Source organism: Haloarcula hispanica ATCC 33960, assembly GCF_000223905.1.
Classification (GTDB): Archaea; Halobacteriota; Halobacteria; order Halobacteriales; family Haloarculaceae; genus Haloarcula; species Haloarcula hispanica.
This window is the reverse complement of sequence record NC_015944.1, coordinates 25291-50637: the sequence shown is the minus strand read 5'-3', so window position 1 is coordinate 50637 and position 25347 is coordinate 25291. Positions and strand designations below refer to the sequence as shown.

16 protein-coding genes are annotated in these 25347 nt (G+C 59.5%); 10 read left to right on the top strand and 6 right to left on the bottom strand.

The window, feature by feature from the left end; genetic code table 11:
• The first annotated feature begins 572 nt into the window (after nt 1-572).
• A complete protein-coding gene (locus HAH_RS17485) occupies nt 573-1289 on the top strand; it encodes an alpha/beta fold hydrolase (protein WP_014031032.1) in 717 nt (238 codons plus the stop codon).
• Between the two features lie 167 nt (nt 1290-1456).
• Here the strand turns inward: HAH_RS17485 and HAH_RS17480 are convergent, their stop codons facing one another.
• Nucleotides 1457-3403, bottom strand: coding sequence for a hybrid sensor histidine kinase/response regulator (locus HAH_RS17480; RefSeq protein ID WP_014031031.1), 1947 nt, complete (start codon nt 3401-3403; stop codon nt 1457-1459).
• A 241-nt stretch (nt 3404-3644) separates the two neighbouring features.
• Here HAH_RS17480 and HAH_RS17475 point away from each other — a divergent pair, with 241 nt between their 5' ends.
• Nucleotides 3645-7544 (top strand): PAS domain-containing protein, encoded by a 3900-nt coding sequence (locus HAH_RS17475; protein ID WP_023842986.1) that lies wholly within the window; start codon nt 3645-3647, stop codon nt 7542-7544.
• Nucleotides 7545-7614: 70 nt separating this feature from the next.
• Here the strand turns inward: HAH_RS17475 and gdhB are convergent, their stop codons facing one another.
• The 3 genes from gdhB to HAH_RS17465 all read right to left on the bottom strand — a co-directional run bounded on the left by gdhB (nt 7615) and on the right by HAH_RS17465 (nt 12050).
• Nucleotides 7615-8910, bottom strand: a complete 1296-nt coding sequence (gene gdhB, locus HAH_RS17470; RefSeq protein WP_014031029.1) for a glutamate dehydrogenase GdhB — start codon at nt 8908-8910, stop codon at nt 7615-7617.
• Between the two features lie 2 nt (nt 8911-8912).
• Nucleotides 8913-9056 (bottom strand): rubrerythrin-like domain-containing protein, encoded by a 144-nt coding sequence (locus HAH_RS19660; RefSeq protein WP_014031028.1) that lies wholly within the window; start codon nt 9054-9056, stop codon nt 8913-8915.
• Between the two features lie 126 nt (nt 9057-9182).
• Entirely contained in the window at nt 9183-12050 is a 2868-nt protein-coding gene (locus tag HAH_RS17465; protein ID WP_014031027.1) for a bacterio-opsin activator domain-containing protein, read from the bottom strand.
• A gap of 757 nt (nt 12051-12807) precedes the next feature.
• Here HAH_RS17465 and HAH_RS17460 point away from each other — a divergent pair.
• From HAH_RS17460 to HAH_RS17435, 6 genes are all read left to right on the top strand, one after another.
• Complete coding sequence (locus HAH_RS17460) at nt 12808-14061, top strand: Glu/Leu/Phe/Val family dehydrogenase (RefSeq protein WP_014031025.1); 1254 nt, start codon at nt 12808-12810, stop codon at nt 14059-14061.
• A 101-nt stretch (nt 14062-14162) separates the two neighbouring features.
• Nucleotides 14163-14702 carry a ribbon-helix-helix protein, CopG family gene (locus HAH_RS17455; protein ID WP_014031024.1) on the top strand — a complete coding sequence of 180 codons (540 nt, stop codon included), beginning with the start codon at nt 14163-14165 and terminating at the stop codon, nt 14700-14702.
• A 186-nt stretch (nt 14703-14888) separates the two neighbouring features.
• A complete protein-coding gene (locus tag HAH_RS17450; protein ID WP_014031023.1) occupies nt 14889-16097 on the top strand; it encodes an Nramp family divalent metal transporter in 1209 nt (402 codons plus the stop codon).
• Nucleotides 16098-18092: a hydantoinase/oxoprolinase family protein gene (locus HAH_RS17445; RefSeq protein WP_014031022.1), complete on the top strand. Its 1995-nt coding sequence runs from the start codon at nt 16098-16100 to the stop codon at nt 18090-18092.
• Nucleotides 18089-19717: a hydantoinase B/oxoprolinase family protein gene (locus tag HAH_RS17440; RefSeq protein WP_014031021.1), complete on the top strand. Its 1629-nt coding sequence runs from the start codon at nt 18089-18091 to the stop codon at nt 19715-19717. The genes HAH_RS17445 and HAH_RS17440 overlap by 4 nt, the downstream gene beginning before the upstream one ends.
• 97 nt (nt 19718-19814) lie before the next feature.
• Nucleotides 19815-20807 carry a DUF3592 domain-containing protein gene (locus HAH_RS17435; protein WP_014031020.1) on the top strand — a complete coding sequence of 331 codons (993 nt, stop codon included), beginning with the start codon at nt 19815-19817 and terminating at the stop codon, nt 20805-20807.
• 129 nt (nt 20808-20936) lie between these two features.
• On the opposite strand, the gene HAH_RS17430 is transcribed toward HAH_RS17435, so the two are convergent.
• The gene (locus tag HAH_RS17430; protein WP_014031019.1) at nt 20937-21413 is read right to left on the bottom strand and encodes a hypothetical protein; all 477 of its coding nucleotides are present in this window, start codon (nt 21411-21413) and stop codon (nt 20937-20939) included.
• A 129-nt stretch (nt 21414-21542) separates the two neighbouring features.
• On the opposite strand from HAH_RS17430, the gene HAH_RS17425 reads away from it, so the two are divergent.
• The gene (locus HAH_RS17425) at nt 21543-21947 is read left to right on the top strand and encodes a DUF4864 domain-containing protein (protein ID WP_014031018.1); all 405 of its coding nucleotides are present in this window, start codon (nt 21543-21545) and stop codon (nt 21945-21947) included.
• 418 nt (nt 21948-22365) lie between these two features.
• On the opposite strand, the gene arcD is transcribed toward HAH_RS17425, so the two are convergent.
• Nucleotides 22366-23832, bottom strand: coding sequence for an arginine/ornithine antiporter ArcD (gene arcD, locus HAH_RS17420; RefSeq protein ID WP_014031017.1), 1467 nt, complete (start codon nt 23830-23832; stop codon nt 22366-22368).
• 361 nt (nt 23833-24193) lie between these two features.
• Between arcD and HAH_RS17415 the strand changes: the two genes are divergently transcribed.
• A complete protein-coding gene (locus tag HAH_RS17415; RefSeq protein WP_008311746.1) occupies nt 24194-24994 on the top strand; it encodes an IclR family transcriptional regulator in 801 nt (266 codons plus the stop codon).
• Nucleotides 24995-25347 lie beyond the last annotated feature (353 nt).

Sequence of the window (25347 nt, the reverse complement as noted above, 5' to 3'; positions counted from 1 at the left end):
GGAGTGGCGTGCAACGGCACCATTTGGAGTCGTCAACCACGACGACGGGTTCTGGACCCGGACCGTTTGACGAACGTGATCGGATTCAATGGGGGAGCGGATGCGGGGACCAGAACCCTATCGAATGGAACGGACTTGGTATGAAAAATCGTTGTGACGTTTTATCCCATTTCATTAGCTCTGCGATGACTGAGCTTCCGCAATCGCGGCATCGAGAGGTGGACGATACTCCCACACAGCCAGGGAGGAGCCGTTACAATCACCGAAGCGACCGCCGGTTGTTGGCTGTAGCGTTGCGGAGGACCACGGCACTGGCCGTGTTAGCGGAGATCACACGACGGAAACTACCCACTGCCCATGTGTCGTGGGGTCAAGTACAGATCGGACCCGACAGGTAACCCACTGCTAGTCGGGCTGGCATTCGTACTGTCGGCTGTAAGTCTGTGAAGCATTTCGCCACCTCGGGGTGGCGAATATCTTGAAATAGTTACAATCGACAGTATCAGCTAAGCTCCGGATCATTCCGCTTTGCTACAACGGACTATATCACCTCTGCAATCCTACCGAGAGACATGGAACAACAGTTCGTTCTCGTCCCCGGAGCATGGCTCGGTGGATGGTGCTGGAAGTACCTTCACCCACTGCTCCGTGAGGAGGGACACGAAGTATATACACCGACACTCACTGGCCTTGGTGAGCGAGAACACCTTTCACACTGTGAGGTCGACTTAGAAACACATATTACGGACATTGTAAATGTCCTCGAATACAACGACCTCACAGATGTTGTCCTCCTCGGGCATAGCTATGCGGGCCTTGTTGTGACGGGAGTGGCAGAGCGAGTTCCCGAGCGGCTCAAACACATGGTCTACTTGGATGCGCTGATTCCAATGAACGACGATCCGGTTTCAGCAGCTGAATTCTATCCACTGGACGAGTGGAAAACGATGGAGGCAGCGGCCGAAGATCATGCTGGCGGCTGGCCTCTCCCAGATGACCATTCGGGCTGGGTGGGTATCTCGGACGAGGACACAGAGTGGATGCGAGAAAAAGCCGTCCCGCATCCACTGGATACGTTCAGACAGCAAGTGAACGTCGGTACCCCCGACGTATCGTTACCCACCAGCTATATACTTTGTACCCAGAGCGGGATGGACGGCTCCACCCTCGATATGATTCGGCAGTTGTGTGAGCAACGGGAGTGGCAACTCGGTGAACTGGACACGGGTCATTGGCCGATGGTGTCGATACCCCAGCAACTGTCTCATCAGCTTCTTGAGGTTCATTAGCGAGCAAAGAGGCCCACATATGTTCCTGTGTAAGGTAAGGGTAGATTCGTATCAGCATCGCATGGCAAAGAAATGAGGAATCGTACCCACCCTGGCCGAGCCAAGAAATCTCGTCGAGGCGGGTACTCCAAACTGCAAGGAGACCGGTGCCGATGCGAAACAGTGAGTCATTCGATGATTTCGAGGCCAGTAATCTCAAATCGTGTCCCACCCATCGAGCTCTCGGTTACGCGAATATCCCAGCCATGTGCGTCAGCGACTCGTTTGACGATATTGAGGCCCAGACCAGTCCCCGATTCGGAAGTCGAGTAGCCAGCCTCAAACACCTTTTCGCGGTCCTCGACGGGGATTCCAGGGCCGTCGTCTTCGATGTAGAATCCGTTGGTGTCATCGAAGATACCGCCGACAACGACAGTGACATCCAGCCCAGCGTGATCGATCGTGTTCCTGAACAGGTTTTCCAGCAGATGCCGGAATTGGTCGGTATCCGCTTTTATCAGTGGCTGGGTATCGGCCTCGCAATCGCAGTGCAGTTCGGCTTCATCTGCAGGATCAGATACAAGTTTCCACGCCGCCTCGGCAGCGACTTCGATCGCAACAGGTTCCAGTGACCCGATTTCCCGTTGCTCCCGCGCTAGCCAGAGGAGGTCCTCCACAATGCGTTCCATCCGTTCAGTCGCTGTCTCGATCACAGCAAGGTGATCGCTCGAATGCGTTTCCTGAACGAGATCCAGCCGACCTCGGATGACGTTTAGCGGGTTCCGAAGGTCGTGGCTGACAGTAGCGGCAAACTGCTCTAGCTGTTCTTTTTGATCCTGCAGTTCCCGTTCACGCTTTGTCCGTTCGGATATATTGCGACCGGTGCCGACAAGCCCTATCAGGTTACCGTCCTGATCAGTCAAGCGGTCACCGGTGAACTCGTGGGGAATACGCTTCCCCGCTCCGGTAAGGAACTCCGCTTCGATGGTCGAGTGGCCCGTTGTGAGCGCCTCCTCAATCGCCTCGGAGACTCCCTCTCGTTCTTCTTCCGGAAAAAGACTGAGTGCGTCGAACTCAGAGATCTCCTCGTCGGCGTACCCGGCCAGCCTTTCGAATTGTTCGTTACAGCGCTGGACGTTGCCTTCGGAATCGAGCACGTAGAATATGTCGGCAAGCGAATCGAGCGCCTGATCGATAAATGTCCGCTCTGCACGCAGTTCGTCTCGGATCTTCAGCGAGTGCATGGCGTGTGAGATGCTATCCCCGAGTTCGTCGAGTAACTCCTGTTCGTCCTCACTAAAGGCAAACGAACGGGACGAATAGACGCACAGGAGACCGTACAGAGTGCTATTGTATTCCAGCGGGACCGCAGCGGTGCTTCGATAGCCGCGGTCGAGTGCCTCCTCTCGCCAGACCTCGAACGCCGGGTCATCTTGAATATTCTGTGACGTCGCAATACGTCGTTCTCGAACGGCCGTGCCCGCGGGACCTCGTCCGGTCGGGGAGTCGTCCGCAGTGACAACGATAGTATCGAGGTACTCGTCCTCGACGCCGGCCCAGGCCTGTGGCTCGATTCGGTCTGTGTCAGGCTCCTGCTCGCCGATCCATGCGAACAGGTAGGGCTCAGAGTCGCTAATGATCTCACAGACACGAGTTTTGATCTCCGAGAGCGAACTCGCCCGGATGAGCGCCTGGTCGATACTGCTTACGAGGTCGCGAACCCGTTCAAGTTCAGCAGCGCGCTGATTGGTGCGGTACTGTTCGACGGCGTTTTCGACACGGTTTGCGAGGAGTTCGTATCGTTCCATGCCGTGCCCTTTCCGCAGATAATCGGTTGCACCGGCGGCGATGGCGTCGCTAGCGACCGCTTCGCTCCCCTCACCGGTAAAAAGAATAAACGGGAGATCAGGGTACTCCTCACGGACGGTTTTGAGGAGTTCAATACCGTCTTTCCCGGGCATTCGGTAGTCGCTGATAAGACAGTCAACGCGAGTTGTAGCAAGGCAGTCGAGCGCTTCAGTAGCACTTGCTGCAGTTATAACATTGAGTTTACTGGATTGCTGTTCGAGTATTTCGGTTGCTACATCTAGAAAATCCGGTTCGTCATCGACATGCAGCACAGCAATACTCGACATCTCTGGCACAATATCGGATCTACCTAATTTCGGTTCATAAAGTTGCGGACCCAAATCTCAGAATATATACTCCGATACCGGCGGTGCCTGATTTGTGGTACCCGATGAACGAATAGGTGGCATCTGTGCCATCTAAAATCTGATTGGATCTGCATCAGAAAGCCGGCTGTATCGTACTCGGGATATCACAGATAAGAACTGGTGCGCTCGATTCTTAAAAGCACGCTGCGTAGGTGTAATAATGACTTATACAGGTGGTGAGACGTCCGATTGTATTCACGTTCTGTATGTAAACGACGATAGTGACTTTGCTGAGTTGGCGGAGACGAAACTCGTGAATATCTCATCGGGCTTTGAAGTCACAGCTGTCGGGGCTGTGGAGGCTGCGCTCGACTTGCTTGTAACTTCGACTGTCGATTGTGTAGTCACGTCGTACTCGCTGCCGGACGGGACGGGAATTGATCTCTTAGATCGGCTCCAAGCTGAACAATACGAAATACCGACAATACTATTCACTGGCCGGGGAAGCGAGCGAATCGCGAGCGAGGCAACGCAGGCGGGCGTCTCCGATTACATTCCGATCCATGCGGGCGAGAACAGTTTCGAGTTGCTCGGGCGCCGCATACAGACGCTCGTCGAGGCCGCTCGCAAACAAGCGGTCGCCGAACGACTGTCCGACCGCTTCCAGCGAACGCTGGAACGGGCAACTGACGGGATCTACGCCGTCAACGACGAGTGGCGTATCGAATACATAAACGAGAAGATGGCCAGACGTGTCGACCGCAATCCCGACGATATCATCGGTGCCAGTATCTGGGAAGAATTCCCCTCGATAGTTGGGACGGAACTCGAAGACAAATACCGAACCGCGATGGAGACCGGGGAACCGGTGTCGTTCGAACAGTACCTTGGCGAGCCGTTCGATTATTGGGTCGAAGTGCGAGTGTTCCCGGACGATGACGGTCTCACCATTTTTTCACGCGAAACTACAGCCGAGCGGGAGCGAGAGCTGGAACTGGAGCGCAGTGAGACGATCCTCGAAAACATCCACGACGCCGTGTTCGTCCTCGACGATGAAGGGACGATCGAATTCGCGAATGCGGCTTCGAAACGGCTGATCGCCGGGGACCAGTCAACGCAGATCGCAGGGCAGCAGTTGGAGACAGTTGTGGGCAACCGTATTTCTACGTCTGATACAGAGCAGTTTACATCTGCGGTCCGTTCGACGCTCAATGACATAGAAGGCGACGGAGGCGTCACGGGATTGTACGACGCGGACCTGCAACTCGATATCACGGCCGAGGGCGATAAACGGACGTTTGATGTTCGAGTGACACCGTTTCAGAGCAACAAGAGCAATCAAGCGCTCGTCGTTGCTCGGGACATCACGGAACAAAGCGACGTCAAGCGACAGTTGGAGCGCGAGCGTGACGCGCTCCGGGAACTCCAGACTGTCATGGCAAAGAGTGATGTCTCGGCCGAGACACGGCTTCAGGAACTGCTTGAGCTGGGGTGTCGAATGCTCGATCTCGAGATCGGAATCGTCTCACGCGTGCAGGGCGACGATTACACGGTCAAGGCGGTGCACGCACCGGAGTCCGAAATCGAATCCGGTGATCAGTTCGATCTCGAATCGACGTACTGCGAGGCAGTTATCGGGACAGACTCGGTCTGTTCGTTCGCAGACGCAGTTGCCGATGGGAGAGAAACCCACCCGGCATATCGTGAGTTCGAGTTAGAGTCGTACATCGGCGTGCCACTCGTTGTCGACGGGACCCGGTACGGGACGGTCAATTTTTCGAGTCCGACGACGCGAGTCGATTCCTTTGGAGCGCTAGAGCGAACGTTCGTGAAACTACTCTCAGAGCTCGTGAGTGCCGAGATATCGCGGGGGCGGGACCACGCCGACCTCCAGCGCCAGGAGTTCCTGTTCGAACGCGTGCAGGACATCGCAGACATCGGCGTCTGGGAGTACTTCCCGTCGACCGGGGCCCTCGACTGGTCTGACGGGGTCCGCCGGATTCACGGTGTTGACGACGATTACGACCCGGTGCTCGACGACGCGATCGAGTTCTACCATCCTGACGACAGGGAGACGATTACGACTGCCGTCGAGCGGGCAATTGCGGACCGAGAACCGTACGATCTCGATCTCCGAATCGTCCGGACTGGCGGTGACGTGCGCGATGTTCGGGCGTGGGGGGAACGCGTCGACGAGCCGCAGGATGACGAGCCAGTGATTCGGGGCGTATTTCAGGATATCACCGAGCGAAAAGCCGAGGAGCGCGCACACCGAGAGCTCGCCGAGGAGTACGAGGCACTGCTCGACACCTCCGGTGACGCCATCTTCATGCTCGATGTCGATACAGCCGGTGACGAGCGAGCGTTCGAGTTTGCTCGACTCAGTCCCGGCTACGAGTCACAGACCGGACTCACTACCGACGAAGTTCGTGGCCAGACGCCACGGGAAGTATTCGGTGCCGAGCGTGGTGCTGAGCTCGCAGCGAACTACACTCGCTGTGTCGAACAGCGTGCGCCAATCTCGTATCAGGAAGAGTTGGACATCGCTCCCGACGCACGGTTCTGGGACACTAGCCTCGCGCCAGTTATGTTGGGTGACGAAATCGTCCGGATCGTCGGCATCGCCCGCAACGTAACTGAACAGGTCAAGCGGGAACGCGAACTCGAAACGACGAACCAGCGACTCGAATCACTCATCGAGGCGACGCCACTCACCGTCATGGAAATCGACACGGACGGAACCGTCATCCGCTGGAACGACGGGGCCGAGAACATGTTCGGCTGGTCTCGGGAGGAGGTGCTCGGCGAGTTCAATCCGATGGTCCCGGACGAGCAGCAGGCTGAATTCGAATCCCACCGACAGCGCGCACTGAGCGGCGAGCCGATTCGCGGCAAGGAGATACGGCGGGAAACGAAAGATGGTGAGGTACTGGATCTACTTCTGTCGGTTGCCCCAATCACTGCACCGGATGGGGAAATAACGAGCATACTGGCCGTTCTGGAGGATATCACTGACCAGAAGCAGTTAGAGTCGAAGCTCCGATCACTGCAGGCGACTGCGCAGCGGCTCAGCGGCGCACAGTCGAGTGCCGAAATCGGCGACATCGCTGTCGAGGCTGCCGTCGATATTCTCGGGTTCGAGCTCACCGGGATCTGGGAGTCTGCCAACCAAGCCGACGAGCTCGTCCCGCTGACGGCGAGTGCGGCCACGAGAGAACTGCTCGGTGAGCTCCCGCGGCTGGAGTCCGGAGAGGCGCTTGCGTGGGAGGCGTTCGAGGCGTCGGAGTTGCGTAAATACGACGATCTCCAGTCCGAAGTAACACTCGGCAAGGCCGACGCACAACTCAGGAGCGGCCTGTTCGTTCCTCTGGGCGAGTTTGGGCTTATCGGCGTCGGAACGACACAGGAACAGACGTTCTCTGATACAGACGTGGACCTGTTCCAGATACTGGGTGCGACTGTCGAGGCGGCATTCACACGCGCAAGCCGGGAAACCGAACTGCAGCGGCAAAACGAGCGGCTCGACGAATTTGCCAGTGTCGTCGCCCACGACCTCCGGAACCCGCTGTCCATCGCCATCGGGTTTCTCGACATCGTCGAGGAGACGGGCGACCTCAGTTACCTAGAGCGGATCGAGGCGGCACACGACCGCATGGAGCAGTTGATCGACGACCTCCTGACGCTGGCACGCGGTGAGACCACAATCACGGATACGAAACAAATCGATCTCAAGACCGTGACGACGGAGGCGTGGGGGTACGTCGACACCGCTGACGCAACGCTGACAGTTGCTGAGGCGGTCCCGACAGTGGCTGGTGACGCCGGCCGGTTGACGCAACTGTTCGAGAACCTCTTCAGGAACGCTATCGAGCATGGTGGGGACGCCGTCACCGTAACCGTCGGGCAGCTAGACAGCCCTGACGGGTTCTACGTCGCGGACGACGGCGACGGGATTCCGCCGGCAAAGCGTGAGGAAGTACTGGAACACGGCGTGACGTCTACCAAAGGAGGGACTGGCTTCGGACTTTCAATCGTGGCGGACATCGCCAAAGCGCACGGCTGGACCGTCCGTGTGACGGAGAGCACTGCTGGCGGGGCACAGTTCGAGTTCCGCTACTGAGGGAAGCGGTGGTCGCGGTTTCTCGGCATCGACAGTGGTGGAACCCGTAATGGAACCGACAGAACCAGTGCTACGGCCAGAGCCCACGCGCTTCGTGGGCCTCCGCGATACGGGACAGGGCAACGATGTACGCCGCATCGCGCCACGTAATGTCGCGGTTTTCGAACTCCGTCCGGACGGCGTCCCAGGCCGCCCGCATCTCTTCGTCGAGTTCGTCGTTCACGCGCTCAAGTGACCACGACCGACGGTTGATGTCCTGTAGCCACTCGAAGTAGCTCACCGTGACGCCACCGGCGTTCGCCAGGATATCCGGAATCACCATGACATCTCGGTCAGCGAGGATGGAGTCAGCGGTGGACGTGGTCGGGCCGTTTGCCCCTTCCACGACGAAATCCGCGGCGATGTCGTCCGCGTTGGCCTCAGTGATGACGTTCCCGAGTGCAGCCGGGATGAGGACGTCGACGTCCAGCGTCAGCAGCTCGTCGTTCGAAATCACGGTGTCGGCGTACTCGGTGACCGCCTCCGGTTCCTCGTCGTGTGATGGCACTGTCGCCGTATCGATACCGGCGGGGTCGTACATTGCCCCGTTCACGTCGCTGATCGCGACGACAGTCGCGCCCTGTTCGTCGAGCAACCGTGCGGCATTCGCACCGACACTGCCGTAGCCCTGTACTGCGACCGTGGTCTCTGACAGCGGCTGGTCGTAGTACTCACAGACCAACTGTGTGATAATCGCCACGCTCCGACCGGGCGCGTCCTCGCGTCCCTTGCTCCCACCGACAATCGGCGGCTTTCCGGTGACGACACCCGGAATCGTCTCGCCTTCTTGCATGGAGTAGGCGTCCATCAGCCAGGCCATCGTCTGTGGGTCCGTTCCCATGTCCGGGGCGGGAATGTCCAGGTTCGGGCCGATGACTTTGCGGAGTTCCTGTGCGAACCTACGGGTGAGCCGTTCTTTCTCGTCTCGGCTCAACGTTTTCGGGTTGACGGCGATACCCCCTTTGGCGCCGCCGAATGGGAGGTCCATCACCGCGCATTTCCAGGTCATCCAGATCCCGAGTCCGACGCATTCGTCCCTCGTCACGTCAGGGTGATAGCGAAGCCCGCCCTTGTACGGCCCCCTGACGCTATCGTGCTGGGCTCGATACCCGGTGAACACTTCGACTGTGCCATCGTCCCGCTCAATCGGAACGGTGACTTCGTGGACGTTTCGCGGGTGGTTCAGTCGCTCGACGATGTTCGGGTCGATATCGAGGTGGTCCGCGGCTCGGTGGAGTTGTAGACGGGCTGTTTCCAGCGCTGATTCGGGCTCGGACGGCGTCGACGAGTCTTCCGAAGGAGAAGCGGGGCTCAGTTCCGATCCCATCGTTATTCCAACGGTGTCAGTCGGTTGCGCATTTCACCGCCACAGTCCTGACAATTCTCCGGTTGGCTCTCTGCAGTGATGACTTTGCCACACGCAAAGCACTCGTACGGTGTCGCCTCGTCGTGGTCTTGCTCTACATCTCTCATGTGTATTCACGAGTGACGGTGTCCGACCGCCAGTACTCGATTAAGGAATAGAAGGACATCAAAGGAATATTCAGAGGTTAAACAAAGAAGCAGGAGTTGATTAGGTTGTTTATTATTGAACCCCGTTCACGACTCCAGACCCGAGACACTCCGGTCTTCGAACAGTGTGGTGAACAGCTTCCGCTGGACAGTCCGGACGTGCTGGTAGAACGCCGGCGGAGAGATTTCGAGCATCGTCGCGATGTCCTCGCCGGACTTCGTGCGCGGTGACTCGAAATAGCCACTGTAGTAGGCGGTCTGAATCACTTCGAGCTGGCGCTCCGTGAGGTCCGTGAGGAACTCCGAACTCCGGTCCTGCTCGATACCCCGTTCGAGCGTCTCCTTGCGCTTGAGTTCGACGCCGGAGAACGTGCTGTCGACCAACTGTGCGATGTTTCGAACGTCGACGCTCTGTGGCACATCGACGACGAGTGTCGTCCCGTCCGGGTCTGCGGTCGCTTCCCGGAAGATAGCGCCGTGGTCGGCCAGTTCTAAGGCGAGGAACGGCTGTGACAACTCCAGCCGCAGGACGCCGCTCTCGGTGTCGTCGTCACTGATCTGTGTCACGTCGTCAATCGACGTCATGTCCGCCGCAGCCGCCGCGACCGTTTGCACGTCAGCGTCTTCGACCGTGACGAACACGCTGTTACCAGCCGGCGCGTGCTGGATGCCGCCCTCGTAGGAGAGGGTACACCCCGCCGACCGGGCGAGTCTCGACAGGAGGAATCGCTCGTCATCGATGTCGAACTCGACGCGGGTCACTGACGTCGTGAGCAGCGCGTGTTTCCGTTCGATAGCACTGAGCGCCGAGGCGATTGTCTCGCCGAGTTCGCGCAACACTGTGCGCGTTGTCTCGTCGAACGCGTCTTTCGTGTCCGCGTAGATGGTGAGGATGCCGTGCCTGAGATCGTTGTACACCAGCGGGATGCTCAGCACCGAGAGGAAGTCACGCGTGAGCGCGTCCGACCGCCACGGCGCGTTCCGGAGGTCAGCGGCGACGTTGGGGATCATCGTCACCTCGCCGGTCGCAGCCGTCCGGCCGGCGGGCTCGGTCTCGGAGTCCGCGACGGTGATTGGCTGACTGTCGAGATACCCCTGTTCGTTGCCTGCCCACGCTCGCGTTTCGACGGTATTACCGCCCGGATCGACGCTGCCGATCCACGCGAACTTGAATCGGTCCGTGTCAGTCAGCCGTTCGCAGACGGTGTGGTTGATCTCTTCCTGTGTTTCGGCGCTGACGATCGTCTGATCGATCTCCCGAATCGTGTTGTTGATGTGATTCAGGGCGGTCAGTTGCTCGTTTTGCCGCTGGAGTTCGCGATCCTGTTCCCGGAGCTGGGATTCCCTTACCACTCGATCAAGGGCAGCCTCGGCGGTCGCCGCGAGCAGGTCGGTGAGTTCCTGTGTGACGTCGTCGAACACCCCGACGGCTGTCGAGCCGCTGACGAACACGCCGTGGTTGCCCAGCGGAATGAACATGACGCTCCGGAGGTCGGTCGCCCGGTTTTCCAGTCGGTCCGACGTGTGGACGTCGTCGAACACGAGTGTCTCGTCGTTGACGAAGCTGTGGCTCGGAAGCGTGTCGTCGTTCGTGCGGACGGCCGGCAGCGGCCCGTGGTGTTCGGTCATCGCCTGTGACTGTGTGACAGGCTGGAGTTCGTTCGTCTCGACGTCGTGCAGGTAGATGGCACTCGCGGAGACGTCGAACACACTGAGCACGTCATCGACGATGTGGTGGGCAATCTCCTGATCGGTCTCCGTGTAGAGGAACTTCCGTGCGGTTTCCTGCAGCGTCGCCAGCGCTTCCTCGCGCTGTTTCCGTTTCGTGATGTCCCGACAGCTGTACAGCAGTGTCCCGCCCTGAATCTCGACTTCGCGGACGTTGACCAGCAGCGTGTGCTCGTGGCCCGCTTTGTCGGTGACGGTACACTCGATGTTCTTGAGAACGCCCTTCTCGGCGAGTTCAGCACGGTCGAACAGGTCCTCACCGAGGAGCGTGTCGATCGGTTCCTGCTCGCGGATCTCGTCGTCGGTGTAGCCGAAGATGAAGTGGACGTTCGGGCAGACGTAGGTGTACTCACCGTCCTCGTTCGTCATGAGGACGGTGTCGGTCATGTTGCTGAGCGTGACCCGGTGGAGTTCCTCGGACTGGCGGAGGTCACGGTCGAGAGTGACCTGCTCCGTGATGTCTATCCCTTCGATCACGATCGAGGTGACGTCGCCGAAGTCGTTCTCGACCGGCCGAACCGAAAGCTCGATAACGCGGTCCGTGGCCGTGGTCGGCCGGTGAACGACCGCGTTCCCGAACTGCCCGTCGCGTGCGGCCTCCACGAGCTGCCGGATATCGCGTTCGGTCGCCGCGGACTGTGCCCACCACGGCAGCGTCCAGAACAGGTCACCAATGACCGCGTCCACGTCCTCGTCGATCATCGCCCGTCCCGTCTGATTCACACGGGCGAGCGAGCCATCCGGGTCGAGGACCCAGGTGGCCGTCTGTGTGTCGTGAAAGACGGCGTCGAACTGCCGCGCCCGTTCGCGCTGTGTGATCGCTCGCCGAGCGGACTGGAGCGCGTTCCCGGTTCGCTGGATCAACTCGTCTATCCGCAGGCCCTCCGGCCCTGTGAGGGGAACGTAGTCGGAAACGCCGGCCTGGATTGCCTCGCTCGCCAGGGCCTCACTGCCGTCCGTGGTTCCGAGGACGACCGGGAGATCCGGAGCCGAATCCCGGAGCTGTCGGACCAGATCAGTGCCACTCCCGTCGTCGAGTGTCTCGCCCGTGACGAGACAGTCGACCGAGCGCTGCCGAACCGTATCCAGAGCGTCCGATGGCGTCCCAGCGGTGAGAATAGTGGCCTCGGTGCTCGCGCTGAGAGCGTCTGAGAACGGCTCGGTCCAATTCGCCGAACCGACGACGAGAACCTGGGCCGTGTGGAGTGGACTCCCGACGTCGCTCATCTGATTCTCCCAGGCACAGAGCTATCACTGAGACCACTGGCGCTATGCGTAGACGCTCGTTCGAGTTGTCGCCACCCGTCGGGAACGGGGTGTTTCGGTTGCCGTGTTCTGTATGGAGGGTTCAATAGTAAACACCTGGTGTCTGGAGGACTTCGTTGCTAAACAATTTAGTATTTGCTCATTCCCGCGGTCGTTCCGATAGAGTGCCATCGGTCGACGGCCGGTACTCGGGGAGACACATGACGGACATCACACAGACGCCGACACGGTCGGTCCCTGCCCGTCGTCCGGGCAGTCGCGAGCCAATAGCTCCCGCCGATTCAGCTCAGCTATGATGGACGTACAACGTCGCTTGACGGAGAAGAGAGCTATCAGGCGCGTCGAAGCGCCGACGTCGATGCCAGTGTTCCGTTCCGTGACGCGGGTCTGGCACTTCCCAAGCGGAGACGTCCTGCTCGAACGTGCCGAACGTCGTGACTGTCTGATCCCTGATGTCGACCGGGTCAACGTTCCAGTACGTGGAACGGAACAGGTTGCGGACGCTGTGGCACTCGATACGAACACCGCTGTTCGGGTGACGGACAATACAGGAAACGTAGTTGTGTCAGAATTTGATAAGAATGTGAAGGTAGGATAAGAGATTCGGATCCAAGCGCGGTTGTAAGCCCCTCTTTTAGTACTTACTATATCGAGTGATATAGTAATTTTCCTGGTAGAAATAGATAGCTTTTGGTATCTCGATGAATCCCGTGGATATATGTCTGATGTAAATCCGTACCAGAGTCTACGGACACAGATAGATGCAGCAGCACAATATTTAGACATTTCAGAGGGACAGCTGGAACGGCTGAAAACTCCCGAGCGGATACTGGAGACGAACCTGTCTGTCGAGATGGACGACGGGTCGGTCGAGGTGTTCCGTGCGTACCGGTCACAGTTCAACGGTGACCGCGGCCCATACAAGGGCGGAATCCGCTATCACCCGCAGGTAGACCGGGACGAGGTCAAGGCGCTCTCCGGCTGGATGGTCTACAAGACGGCGACGGGCGATATCCCGCTCGGCGGCGGGAAAGGCGGCATCGTCATCGACCCGAGTAATTATTCCGAGAGCGAACTCGAACGGGTCACGCGCTCGTTCGCGAAGGAACTGACGCCGCTGATTGGGGCTGACCGCGACGTGCCCGCACCAGATGTCAACACGGGCCAGCGCGAGATGAACTGGATCAAGGACACCTACGAGACACTCGAAAACACGACCGAACCCGGCGTCATCACCGGGAAGGACCTCGCAAGCGGTGGCAGCGAAGGCCGCGTCGAAGCGACCGGGCGTTCGACGGTCGTCGCAGCGCGTGAAGCCTTCGAGTATCTCGACAAGGACCTCGAAGGCGCAACGGTCGCAGTCCAGGGCTACGGAAACGCCGGCTGGATCGCGGCGAAACTCATTCACCAGATGGGTGCCAACGTCGTCGCCGTGTCCGATTCGAGCGGGGCTATCTACAGCGAAGCGTCGTTCGACCCCGTCGCAGTCAAGGACTACAAACGCGAAACCGGGAGCGTCGTCGGATATCCGGACGCAGCGGAGGAACTCACGAACGAGGAACTGCTCACGCTTGATGTCGACCTGTTGATCCCGGCCGCACTCGAGAACGCCATCGACGAGCCCCTGGCACATGACATCTCCGCCGACGTCATCTCTGAGGCCGCAAACGGCCCGATTACCCCCGCAGCGGACGACGTTCTCAGCGACCGCGAGACGCTGGTCATTCCGGATATCCTCGCGAACGCAGGCGGCGTCATCGTGTCGTACTTCGAGTGGGTCCAGAACCGACAGCGCTTCTACTGGTCCGAAGAGCGCGTGAACGAGGAACTGGACTCGATTATCGTCGACCAGTTCGGGAACCTCGTCGACGCCTACGAGGAGCGGAACCTCCCGTCGCTCCGAACCGCCGCGTACGTCGTCGCACTCCAGCGGGTCATGAACGCTGGCGAGCAGCGCGGCACCTGGCCATAGGCGAGTCCCAGACCACGGCCAGTCGCGCGTCGCTGCCATGTTTGAGAGTCCTCTGTCACCAAACGACACGATATTAAGGCCGTCCAGCGACGAGGGGCACTATGCCAACCGACCGCGTCACCGTCTCTCTCGACGAGGAGACCAAGGAGACGTTAGAGGATCTGACCGACCGAACTGGGGAAAGTCAAAGCCAACTGATCCGCGAGGCAATCGCGTTCTACGCGGCGAACTTCGACTCGGCGCACGCGAGCGACAGCGACCACCTCCAGACGTACTACGAGATGCTCTCGACGGGCGAACATGTGCTTCTGGATATCGACTTGCTGCACGCACTCCTGAGCCAGTTTAGTGATCCAGCACAACGTGACGAGGGGGTTCTCGAAATGATCGATCAGGTAGCCCAATACCACGCACAGGAGTACGCCGAGCGGTTCGATTCACTCGAAGACGTTCTCGAATGGCTCTCGCTGTGTGGGTTCCTGACCGTTCGACGGGACGAAAAAGGGAGTTTCCACGTTGTTTTCCCATCCGAGTCGGTGCGATGGTTGATGATCCGGTTCATCCGCGGTAGCATCACCGACCTCCCGTTCGAAATCGAGATCGAAGAGAGCGTTTCGAAGGTGCTGTTGCGAGAACGCTAGCAGTGAATACCCCCGCCCGGGACGCAAACCGACTCGAATCCGGAGATAGGGTATTTCGTACTCGTTCACACATCTGGTGACACGTACACAGTGTTCATACGACCGATGTGCCGACTACACACAGGTCTTAACAATGTTTTTTATTACCTGCTGGGACCGTGACAGTGGCTATCAAAACTAACAATCATGAGCATTACAAAACGACTCAAAGCCGTCGGTCCAGGAGCGATGGTCGCGGCCGCGTTCATCGGCCCAGGCACGGTCACGACTGCGAGCGTCACCGGGGCGGAGTTCGGCTATGCGCTTCTGTGGACAATGGTCTTCTCGATTGGGGCAACGATCGTTCTCCAAGAGATGAGCGCGCGACTGGGCCTCGTCTCGGGCGAAGGACTTGGTGAAGCACTTCGAGAGCGGTTCGACAATCAGATCGTCGAATACGTGAGTATATTCCTCGTTGTCGGCGCGATCGGCATCGGGACTGCCGCCTACGAGGCCGGGAACATCCTCGGCGGTGCCGCAGGGCTCGCAACGATCACGGGTATCGACTCGACGGTGTGGGGCGTCGTGATGGGGCTCGTCGCCGGACTCCTGCTCTACACTGGGCGCTACAAGCTGATCGAGAAAGCGCTCATTGGGCTGGTCGCCGTGATGGCGTTTTCATTCGTGGCGTCGGCGATCCTCATCGGTCCCGATCCCGGTTCGATTGCGATGGGGTTCGTCCCCGGTATCCCCTCGGGGTCGCTGTACCTCATCACCGGCCTCATCGGAACGACCATCGTCGGGTACAACCTGTTCCTGCATGCGAGTAACGTCCAGGAGCGGTGGAGCGGTCCCGACGATATCGGCCACTCCCGCATCGACACGGTGCTCTCGATCGTCGCAGGCGGCGTGATCACGATTACGATTATGGTCACCGCGGCTGCAGCGTTCGAGCCAGGAACCCAGATCAGCGATATCGGCCGGATGGCCGAACAGCTGCGACCCATCGCGGGTCCGTACGCCGAACTGTTCTTCAGCATCGGCATCTTTGCCGCCGGGTTCACGAGCGCGACGACAGCACCGCTTGCGGGCGCGTGGGCGACCACAGGTGCACTCGGCTGGGATTCGGATATGCAGAGCACACAGTTCCGTGCGGTCTGGGGGACGATCCTCAGTGTCGGGGTTCTTTCGGTGTTGCTGGGCGGCAGCCCCGTCCAGATCATCGTGTTTGCACAGGTGGTCAACGGGATTTTATTGCCGATCGTCGCGGTATTCCTGATATACGCGATGAACCAGCTGGACCTCCTCGGCGAGTACACGAACGGGTCGATAGCGAACGCCCTCGGCGCGATTGTGACGCTCATCGTCGTGTGGCTCGGCGTTCGGACGCTGCTCAGCGTCGCGGGGGTGCTGTAGATGGGAGACCGGCGGATCGGTGTCGACGTCGGTGGAACCTTCACCGACGTGACGCTGTCGCTCGACGGCACGCTCGTAACTGCGAAAGTCCCGAGCACCGAAGACCAGAGCGAGGGCGTAATCGCCGGGATCGAGAAGGCCTGCGAAGCGGCCGACATCGACCCGGAGAGCGTGACCGAGTTCTCTCACGCGATGACCGTCTCGGTCAACGCACTCCTCGAAGAGGACGGCGCAAAGACCGCGCTCGTCACGACCGACGGGTTCCGGGACGTGCTGGAAATCGGCCGCCAGGATCGCCCGTCGCTGTATGACCTGTCCGCGGAAAAGCCGACACCGCTGGTTCCCAGACGCCGACGCTTCGAAGTGTCCGAACGGACGACCACCGACGGTATCGAAGAGCCCGTCGACGAGGCCGAAGTCCGGGCAATCGCCGCGCAGTTACGCGATCTGGATGTCGAATCCGTCGCCGTCTCGCTCTTGCACGCGTACGCGCACCCTGAAAACGAACAGCACGTCGCAGACATCCTGCGGGACGAACTCGACGTTCCCGTCTCGGCTTCCCACGAAGTCCTCGCCGAGTTCCGCGAGTACGAACGAACCTCGACGACGGCCGTCGACGCGTACGTACGGCCGGCGATTGACCACTACGTCAGTCACCTCACCGACCGTGCTCGGGACCTCGGGGTTCCACAGCCACGGATCATGCAGGCCAACGGCGGCATCACCGACGCCGATACCGTCAGGCGGAACGCTGTGACGACGGTTCTCTCGGGCCCTGCCGCCGGCGTCGTGGGGGCAGGGTCGATGGCGGCCGACGAACAGGACGGGCTGGTCACGTTCGACATGGGCGGGACCTCTAGCGACGTGAGTCTCGTCCGCGACGGCGAGGCCGAACGGACCACGGAGGGCGTCATCAACGAGCGGCCGATCAAGACGCCGATGGTCGATGTCGAAACAGTCGGAGCCGGCGGCGGGTCCATCGCCTGGGTCGACGCCGGGGGGGCACTCCGGATCGGACCACGTTCCGCCGGGGCCGACCCCGGCCCCGCCTGCTACGGGAAGGGCGGGACTGAGCCGACCGTCACCGACGCCAACCTCGTGCTGGGCTACATCGGTGCAAGCACCAGCCTGGGTGGGGAACTATCGCTCGACGAGGACGCGGCATACGATGCACTCGCGGACCTTGCCGACGAGGCAGGACTCGGCGGTCCACTGGAAGCCGCCCGGGGCGTCTATCGCGTCGCGAACGCGAACATGACCAGGGCCATCCGTTCTGTGACCGTCGAGCGTGGGTACGACCCGCGGAAGTTCGGCCTCGCCGCATTCGGGGGTGCCGGGCCGATGCACGCGGCGTCCATCGCGGACAGCCTCGATATCGACCGGGTCGTGATTCCGCGCGCCTCAGGCGTGTTGTCGGCATATGGCCTGCTCGCAGCCGACGAGAAGCGCGACGCAGTACGGACGTATCAGCGCTCGCTCGGCGCGGTCGACCCCGACGATGTCGACGCAGTCTACGAGGAGTTGTCCGAAGAGCTACTGGCTGAAGTCAGCGACCGCGAGGCGGCGACAGTGCGACACTCAGCCGACCTCCGGTATGCCGGCCAGAGCTTCGAACTCACCGTGGACGTCGACCGGCCGTTCGACACCGCAGACGCCCGCGAGCGGTTCGGAGCAGCCCACGAGTCCGCGTACGGGTATCGGGCAGACGAATCCGTCGAACTGGTGAACTGTCGCGTGACGACGACCGTCGAGCGGAGCGCACCGCCGGTCGAGTACGATGCCGATGGCGACCCACAGAAGGGCTCTCGCGAGGCGGTGTTCGCCGATGAGGTCCGCGAAACCCCGGTTTACGAGCGGCCGAAGTTGCCACCACGGGACGAAATCGACGGCCCCGCGATTGTCGAGGGCGATGAGAGCACAATCGTCATCCCACCGGCCTGGAATGTCCGGGTTCGCGATGACGGGACGCTGACAGCAGAGGTGAGCGACGAATGAATGACGAAGCCACCACATCGAGTGACGAACAGGAGGCAATCGACCCCGTAACGCTGGAAATACTCAGGAACCAGCTAGAAAGCGTTGCAACCGAGATGGGACATGTGCTCATCCGGGGGGCGTACTCCCCGAACATCAAGGAGCGACAGGACTGTTCGACGGCGCTCTTCGACGCGTCGGGTCGGATGGTCGCACAGGCGGAGCATATTCCGGTCCACCTCGGCGCGATGCCCGACGCGGTGGATATTGTCCTCCAGAAGGACCCGAAACCGGGCGACGTCTTCATCGTCAACGACCCGTTCGCCGGCGGGACACACCTCCCGGACATCACGCTCGTCTCGACGATCGCGCCCAACGACGAGATAGTCGGGTACGCCGTCTCGCGAGCCCATCATGCCGACGTAGGCGGGAGTTCGCCGGGAAGTATGCCACCGGGTGCACAGGAGATTTACGAGGAAGGGCTTCGACTGCCCGCGGTTCGACTCGTCGACGGCGGCGAGCCCAACGAGGCGGTCCACGACCTCATCCGTGCCAACGTCCGGACACCGGACGAGCGCGAGGCGGATCTGCGAGCCCAGCGCGCCGCGAACGTCCGGGCCGAGGAACGCATCGGTGAACTCCTCGAAGAACACGGGGCGACCCTGCTCGACGCGTTCGATGCTGTCATCGAGTACTCCCGCGAGCGGGTCGAAGCTGAACTCGACGGGCTCCCGGACGGGACGTATCGAGCGCAGGATATCCTCGAAGGCGACGGCGTGACCGATACCGACATCCCGATTGAGGTGGCCGTCACCATCGATGGGGCCTCGATAGCTGTCGACTTCGATGGGACCGCCGACCAAGTGGCGGGCAACCTGAACGCGCCGCTTTCAGTCGCGAAGAGCGCGGTCTACTTCGTCGTCCGAGCGATAACCGACCCGGAGATTCCGCCGAACCACGGCTGTTACGAGCCGGTATCCGTGTCCGTACCTGAAGGGTCGATACTCGACCCGAAGCCGCCAGCAGCGGTCGTCGGTGGCAACGTCGAGACCAGCCAGCGCGTCATGGACGTCACGCTGGCGGCGCTTGCCGAAGCAGTCCCCGACAAGGTTCCTGCCGGTGGACAGGGAACGATGAACAACCTCATCATCGGCGACCGAACCGGCGATTTCACGTATTACGAGACAATCGGCGGCGGGTTCGGTGCCAGGCCCGAGAAGGACGGGATGGACGGCGTCCAGGTCGGAATGACAAACACGCTCAACACGCCCGTCGAAGCGATGGAGACCGAGTATCCGCTCCGGGTCGAGCGGTACGCGCTGCGTCCGTCGAGCGGCGGCGACGGCCGATACCGTGGCGGCCTGGGCCTCGAACGAACCGTCACCGTCGAGACAGACGCCACCGTGTCCCTACTGACGGAGCGCCGGCGGACGGCCCCCGCTGGAATCGACGGCGGCGAAGACGGCGCGACAGGGGAGAATCTGGTCGACGGCGAACCGGTCCCCGCGAAGGCCTCCGTTGACGTCGAGGCCGGGACGACCGTCTCGGTCCGAACGCCCGGTGGCGGCGGGCACGGTGACCCAGCAGAGCGGGACCCGGCAGCGAGGGAACGTGACCGACGCGACGGAAAGGTAGACGACGAGTGACGCTGGTTCGGTCGCTCCCTACCAGAACGCGACCGAGCTGTGAAGCCTGTTTGGGGCGTGACTCTCATACGAGGGGAATACGATACTGTGTACTGAAATGAAGGTCCCGCTCGGAATCACGACCCTCCACCTCTCACAGAGGAATGCGCTTCTGTTGCTCCTCGCCGTTGGGCTTCTCGGATTCGGAGGGTACGACTACGTCCAGCAGTCACAGGCGGTCGACAACGCCGTTCCCGTGCAGGCAACCATCACCGATTCCAGTGTCGATCGAATGGACGGCGGACGAGGAATCGACTACGAACCGGAGATCCGCTATACGTACCAGTATCAGGGGGAGACGTACACCAGCGAGCAGGTGTTCCCGAGTACGGGCGTACGGACGTACTCCGACCGATCGAGGGCGGAGTCGGTAGTCGAGTCCTACGAGCCGGGTACGACGGCCCGCGCATACGTCTCACCAGCCGACCCGGACGACGCGTTCCTGATTCGAGAGCGGACGCCGTGGCCGCTGCAAGCCATCGCCGTCGGCGGTTTCCTCTCCGTCATCGGGGTGCTTTCCGGGCTGGGGGCGAAGAACCCGGGCCAGCAGGAGCTCCGTCCGGCAAGCGAGGTGCAGCCAGCGCCACGCGAGACGTGGGTTGACAGCCACGGTGAGACAATCCACCGGCTCTCGAAACAGGGACTCAGTGTCTGTTTCGTCGGGTTCTGGCTCTCGCTGGTCGCGTTAGTTTTCGGCCTGTTGAACACCACTGGTGGGTTCGAAGGCCCGCCACAGGATATTCAGGCAGCCTTTTTAGGACCGGTTGGGCTCCCGATGCTCGCGGGGTTCAGCTTCTGGGTCGGGATGATTCTCTCAGTGTGTCTGTACGGCGTCTGGTCGTTCACCAAGTACCGGCAGCTCCGGCAGCGGCTGTCTGCGCCAAAACCGCCGAGTCCGTTCAGGCATCCGAGTCGGGTCGTCACAATACTCGGAACCGACGACGGTGATTTGAGCGAGTACGGACAGCGTGTCCGGCTAACCGGATGGGCGTGGATGATTGCCGTCGGGATGACGGGAGCACTGGCGTATCTCCTCTACACTGCGGGCTGACCGGGCACCCGGAGTCGGACGTATCGCTGAGTCGTGCCACCGATAGTTAGCTGTCTGCTGTGTCGATGGCCTTCTGCACGCCGAGCCAGTTCGTGATGGACCCGTTGGGGCCGGTGAGTGGAACTATCGTCACTCGGTTTCTGAACCGTGTGCCGTCTGCCCGGTAGTTCCACAGTTCGACGGTTCGCTGTTCCCAGATGTCGATCCCCCCTGAAGCGACGCGACCGACTCTGGGTCCGTTGCCGGCCCTTGCAGAAGTCGAAGGTTCTCCCCACGGAGTGCAGCCAACGAATAGCCAGTCATCTCTCTGAACGTCTGTGTCGCATATCTGAGCGGATTATCTTGGTATGCAGGCCCGGTGAGTGTCAGGCCCAGCGGTGCCGTACCAAGTCGCACTATTTTCGCGATAATCTTTCGCTCGAAGGGAGTCACAGAGTCGGGATTGAGCGCATCGATGTTCTGGAGAATGTCTGCCGGCGACTCGCCGGTAGGATCCGGGTCGACACTCCGGAGCTTGTGTGTTTCGACAAGGTCCGGAAGCCGCCGGCGAAACCGCTCCTCGTCGAGCAACATGGTCTCGATAAGTGCGTCCCTGAGTGCGGCCATGTTCGCAGTCGCCAGTTCTAGCTGCCGGGAACACAAACGCCCGTCGATATCCGGGTTTATAGCCGATCAGCCGTGCCATTCATGCTGGTATAGCCCCTGTTTCAGAGACACACGGCACCTACGATATCAATGCCAGAACACGAGTACCCGGTGACCGGCCTTCCGACGCCCAGCGAGACATACAGCCCTGGTGATGCTGTTGCCCTCCAGCTCAATGCGCTAGAAACGAACGACGACCCGTTTGAAAACGCGGGTATCATGACGGCGTACAATTTCGCCTCCCCAGCCAACCGCCGCTCGACTGGGCCACTGGACCGATTTATAGCCATGGTCGAGTCACCGCAGTACCGCCCGATGATCGACTTCGGAGAGGCCGTGCGAGGCCCTGTCGAGCGAAACGAGAACTACGCTGAACAGCGGATAACGATCACAGGGCCGGACGGACGAACGACCACGTACGAGTTCGGTCTATCAGTGCAGTCCGTCGGCGAATTCCGAGGCTGCTGGCAGACCGACCGTGTGGTAGTGGTCTGAACTTCCCTAACGAGAGGCCCTAGCGTTACAGAACATCGTGAACTGCGCTTCAGTGGTTAATCGCTCCCAGTTCCGGGTGTTCAGCCGTTTCGATGTGACAGTCGTACGCCCCCATGCAGGGATTTTCACATCCATTCCCCCCAGCGTCGACAAGAGTATGCACCCAGGATTGGGCTGAGTGGCCTTGTATTGATAGTTATTTCTATATTCTTGTAGTATATGTATATAAACAGATACCCTTATATTTGAGTTCAGATTTTCAAAGGTATTTACCGCCTATTTCGGTTGGGATATTCGAAGACGTCGATATTTGTCACCAATAAGTGAGTATATCCGGTTCGGTGGACTCGAATGGTGCCTGTGATTCCGAATCGCAGTGAGGTCCGGGGTACTTACCCGCTATCGCCGGGCAGTGCGCTCAGTCACTATCTGCCGGCGCAGCCACATTACTCGGAGTCTGGCTGTCAGTCTCGGTCTCGGTATACGTGATTTGCCAGCCGGTAACTCCCATGAGAATGAGGATAAGCGGCGAAAGGAAGCCCAAGAAGTAGTAGGGGGCGTACTGGAACGTACTGACGCCAAGCGTTCCGGCCATGAACACCGCGCCGCTATTCCACGGAATGAGCGCGCTCGTGACGGTGCCAGAGGACTCAATTGCCCGGGAGAGGTTTTCGGTCTTGAGGCCCTTCTCTTCGTAGAGGCTCCCGAGCGTCACGCCGGGAACAACGATACTGATATACTGTTCTGCCGCAAGGACATTCATCGAGACTGATGACAGGACCGTGATTCCAGTGAGGCTACCGACGCTGTCACTGAGCTGGCCGAGGTGATGTGCCAGGACAGCGATAATCCCAGTGCATTCGAACAGACCACCCAGTGCGAGTGCGGCGATGGCAATTGTTACGGCCCATGCACCGCCGACCATCCCACCGCTTGCGAGGAGGCCGTTCACGAGCTCCATCCCCGTTTCCGGGCTTGTTCCGCTCTGTGCGACGGTCCAGACCGATGTGAACGAGTTCCCCTGAAGCACGGCCGATGTTATCGCACCGGCAAAGACACCAGCACCAAGAGCTGGAATAGCGGAGATACCGTATATCGCCAGCCCAAATGTAACGAGAAGCGGGAAGAAAGCGAGCGGAGAGATCGTGAACGAGCCCGTGAGCGCCGTCTGTATCTCGGCGATGCGGTCCACGGGAATCGCTCCTGACGCGCGGATGCCGAGACCGGCGTACAGGACAACAGCAATGGAGAAGGCAAGGAAAGTGCCTGCCCGCATTGCGTTAATGTGGTCGTACAGGTCAGTGTTTGTCACCGCCGAAGCGAGGTTTGTCGTGTCCGAGAGTGGTGACTGTTTGTCTCCCGTGTATGCACCTGTGAGGATTGCGCCCGCGGTCATCGGTTCAGGGAGTCCGAGTCCCGATCCGATGCCTATGAAGGCAACACCGAGCGTCCCCGCTGCGGTCCATGATGAGCCGATGGCAAACGTTATCGCTGCAGTAATGATCGCCGTGAGCGGCAGGAACACTATCGGGTGCAGCAGGTCAAGCCCGTAGTACATGAGCGTCGGAATCGTTCCGGCCTGTATCCAGGTCGAGATGAGAGCGTAGACGATAAACAGGATAAACACGACCTGAATGCCCATTAGCAGCGTATGTGTAATCCCGGAGTACATCTCGTCCCAGGATATATCGAACCGGTAGTAACTGAACAGCCCAGTGAATGCAATGCCCCAGAGGAGTGGGAACTGCGGGTCAAGTCCATAGATGCCGATACCAATGCCCAGCGCGGTTAGCATCCCGATAATAGGGATCAGCGCTTCTCCCAGAGAGGGTCGGTCTTCGGGATCAATATCGTCGTACAACTTGATGTCGAATTCGGAGCTCATTCTTATTGAGTCGATTACTTATTGTCTGTATCGTTTTCTTCCCAGCAGTGTGCGTGTGCATTCAGTTTTCCGACGTGTATGCTTTGAAGCGACTTCTCAGTCGCTATACGGCTAGCTTGGCGACTAAGCCGACTTGTCCAACAGCGCATATCGTTTGCTCCATTGACAGCGTCATTAATAAAAGTTCATGTAGAGAGCGGTCGCGAAACTGTTTCTGGGTCAGATTGTGCTGGACTGCGGAGTCCACCTTACTGAGCGATCATACCGGTCGGATCAGTATGTGCTGTCGAAAGCGGTCGCACCGACAAACTGTACGTTCGATATACCAAAATCATATAACCTGATAAACGAGACTCAACATATGACTGAACGCGAACCGCCGACTGCAACTCGACAGATCAAGTCGATTCAGACTGCGAGCGATATCCTGCGCGAGATTCAGTCACAGTCTGAAGTGACACTTGCGGACCTCTGTGATGACGTAGACGTTGCCAAAAGTACATTGCATACGTATCTACAGACACTTGTTGCAGAGGGTTTTATTGACAAATCAGACGGCGTATATCGGTTGGGGCTGCGGTTCGTCCCACTCGGTGAAAGCGTCCGGAATCGGGTCGACCTCTATCAAATCGGAAAGGAGGAAGTAGAACGGTTAGCCGAAGAGACCAGTGAATGGGTTCACCTCACAGTTGCGTACCGGAACAGGGAGGTAACACTGTACGAGCATAATGGAGGAGAAACAGTAGCCATGGATTATCAACGGCGTACCAGGGAGTCCCCACAATATCTCCACTGTACTGCGACGGGAAAAGCGCTGCTGGCACATTTCGATGAAGCCCAAGTCACTGATATACTGGCCAGTGAAGAACTCGTTCAGCAGACAGAAAAAACGATTACTGATCCAGACGAACTGCGCGAGAGACTCGCAGAAATTCGAAGGAAGGGGTACGCCATAAACGATGAGGAGGAAATCCGGGGTATGCGCTCCGTGGGCGCTCCGATACAGGACGTGGACGGAGCAGTTTGTGGTGCGATCAGTGTAACCGCACCGAAAATGCGACTGTCCGGTGAATACCTCAATAGTGACCTTCCGGAGCTAGTGATGGAGGCAGCAAACATCATCGAGGTCAATTTAGAGTCTGCGGCCGCCCGGAGTAAATAGTGTTCACATATATCGAAGGCTACCATCGCTACTGCACTACGTCGTGAAGATATAGTTGAGTCCAGAAATGGCACAAGAAGGCATTAATCCGGAACTGTAGTTCAGATGCGCTCTATCTGAATACTCGAGCGGTGACGGGCATCCAGTCCTTCTCAGGGACACCCTGTGATACGCTCCCTTCTGTAGCAATCTGAATGGCTGGATAGCTTGACGCTCGTGTCGAGTTCGCCTATCAGATTCCGTTATTAGAGTGGCTAATGCATCGGTTTGAGGCCCCTTCGATCAGCGGTCCTTCTCCGCTTGTGAACCATACGCCCAGTTTCAATCGCTGTTGTACCGTCTTGGAGCGTTTT

Coding starts and splice junctions, on each gene's coding strand:
- gdhB (WP_014031029.1), bottom strand. CDS start 8,910: ATGGGATCGGAACTGAGCCCCGCTTCTCCTTCGGAAGACTCGTCGACG.
- HAH_RS17440 (WP_014031021.1), top strand. CDS start 18,089: ATGAATGACGAAGCCACCACATCGAGTGACGAACAGGAGGCAATCGAC.
- HAH_RS19660 (WP_014031028.1), bottom strand. CDS start 9,056: ATGAGAGATGTAGAGCAAGACCACGACGAGGCGACACCGTACGAGTGC.
- HAH_RS17480 (WP_014031031.1), bottom strand. CDS start 3,403: ATGTCGAGTATTGCTGTGCTGCATGTCGATGACGAACCGGATTTTCTA.
- HAH_RS17425 (WP_014031018.1), top strand. CDS start 21,543: ATGCCAGAACACGAGTACCCGGTGACCGGCCTTCCGACGCCCAGCGAG.
- HAH_RS17435 (WP_014031020.1), top strand. CDS start 19,815: ATGAAGGTCCCGCTCGGAATCACGACCCTCCACCTCTCACAGAGGAAT.
- arcD (WP_014031017.1), bottom strand. CDS start 23,832: ATGAGCTCCGAATTCGACATCAAGTTGTACGACGATATTGATCCCGAA.
- HAH_RS17415 (WP_008311746.1), top strand. CDS start 24,194: ATGACTGAACGCGAACCGCCGACTGCAACTCGACAGATCAAGTCGATT.
- HAH_RS17465 (WP_014031027.1), bottom strand. CDS start 12,050: ATGAGCGACGTCGGGAGTCCACTCCACACGGCCCAGGTTCTCGTCGTC.
- HAH_RS17430 (WP_014031019.1), bottom strand. CDS start 21,413: ATGGCCGCACTCAGGGACGCACTTATCGAGACCATGTTGCTCGACGAG.
- HAH_RS17445 (WP_014031022.1), top strand. CDS start 16,098: ATGGGAGACCGGCGGATCGGTGTCGACGTCGGTGGAACCTTCACCGAC.
- HAH_RS17455 (WP_014031024.1), top strand. CDS start 14,163: ATGCCAACCGACCGCGTCACCGTCTCTCTCGACGAGGAGACCAAGGAG.
- HAH_RS17460 (WP_014031025.1), top strand. CDS start 12,808: ATGTCTGATGTAAATCCGTACCAGAGTCTACGGACACAGATAGATGCA.
- HAH_RS17475 (WP_023842986.1), top strand. CDS start 3,645: ATGACTTATACAGGTGGTGAGACGTCCGATTGTATTCACGTTCTGTAT.
- HAH_RS17450 (WP_014031023.1), top strand. CDS start 14,889: ATGAGCATTACAAAACGACTCAAAGCCGTCGGTCCAGGAGCGATGGTC.
- HAH_RS17485 (WP_014031032.1), top strand. CDS start 573: ATGGAACAACAGTTCGTTCTCGTCCCCGGAGCATGGCTCGGTGGATGG.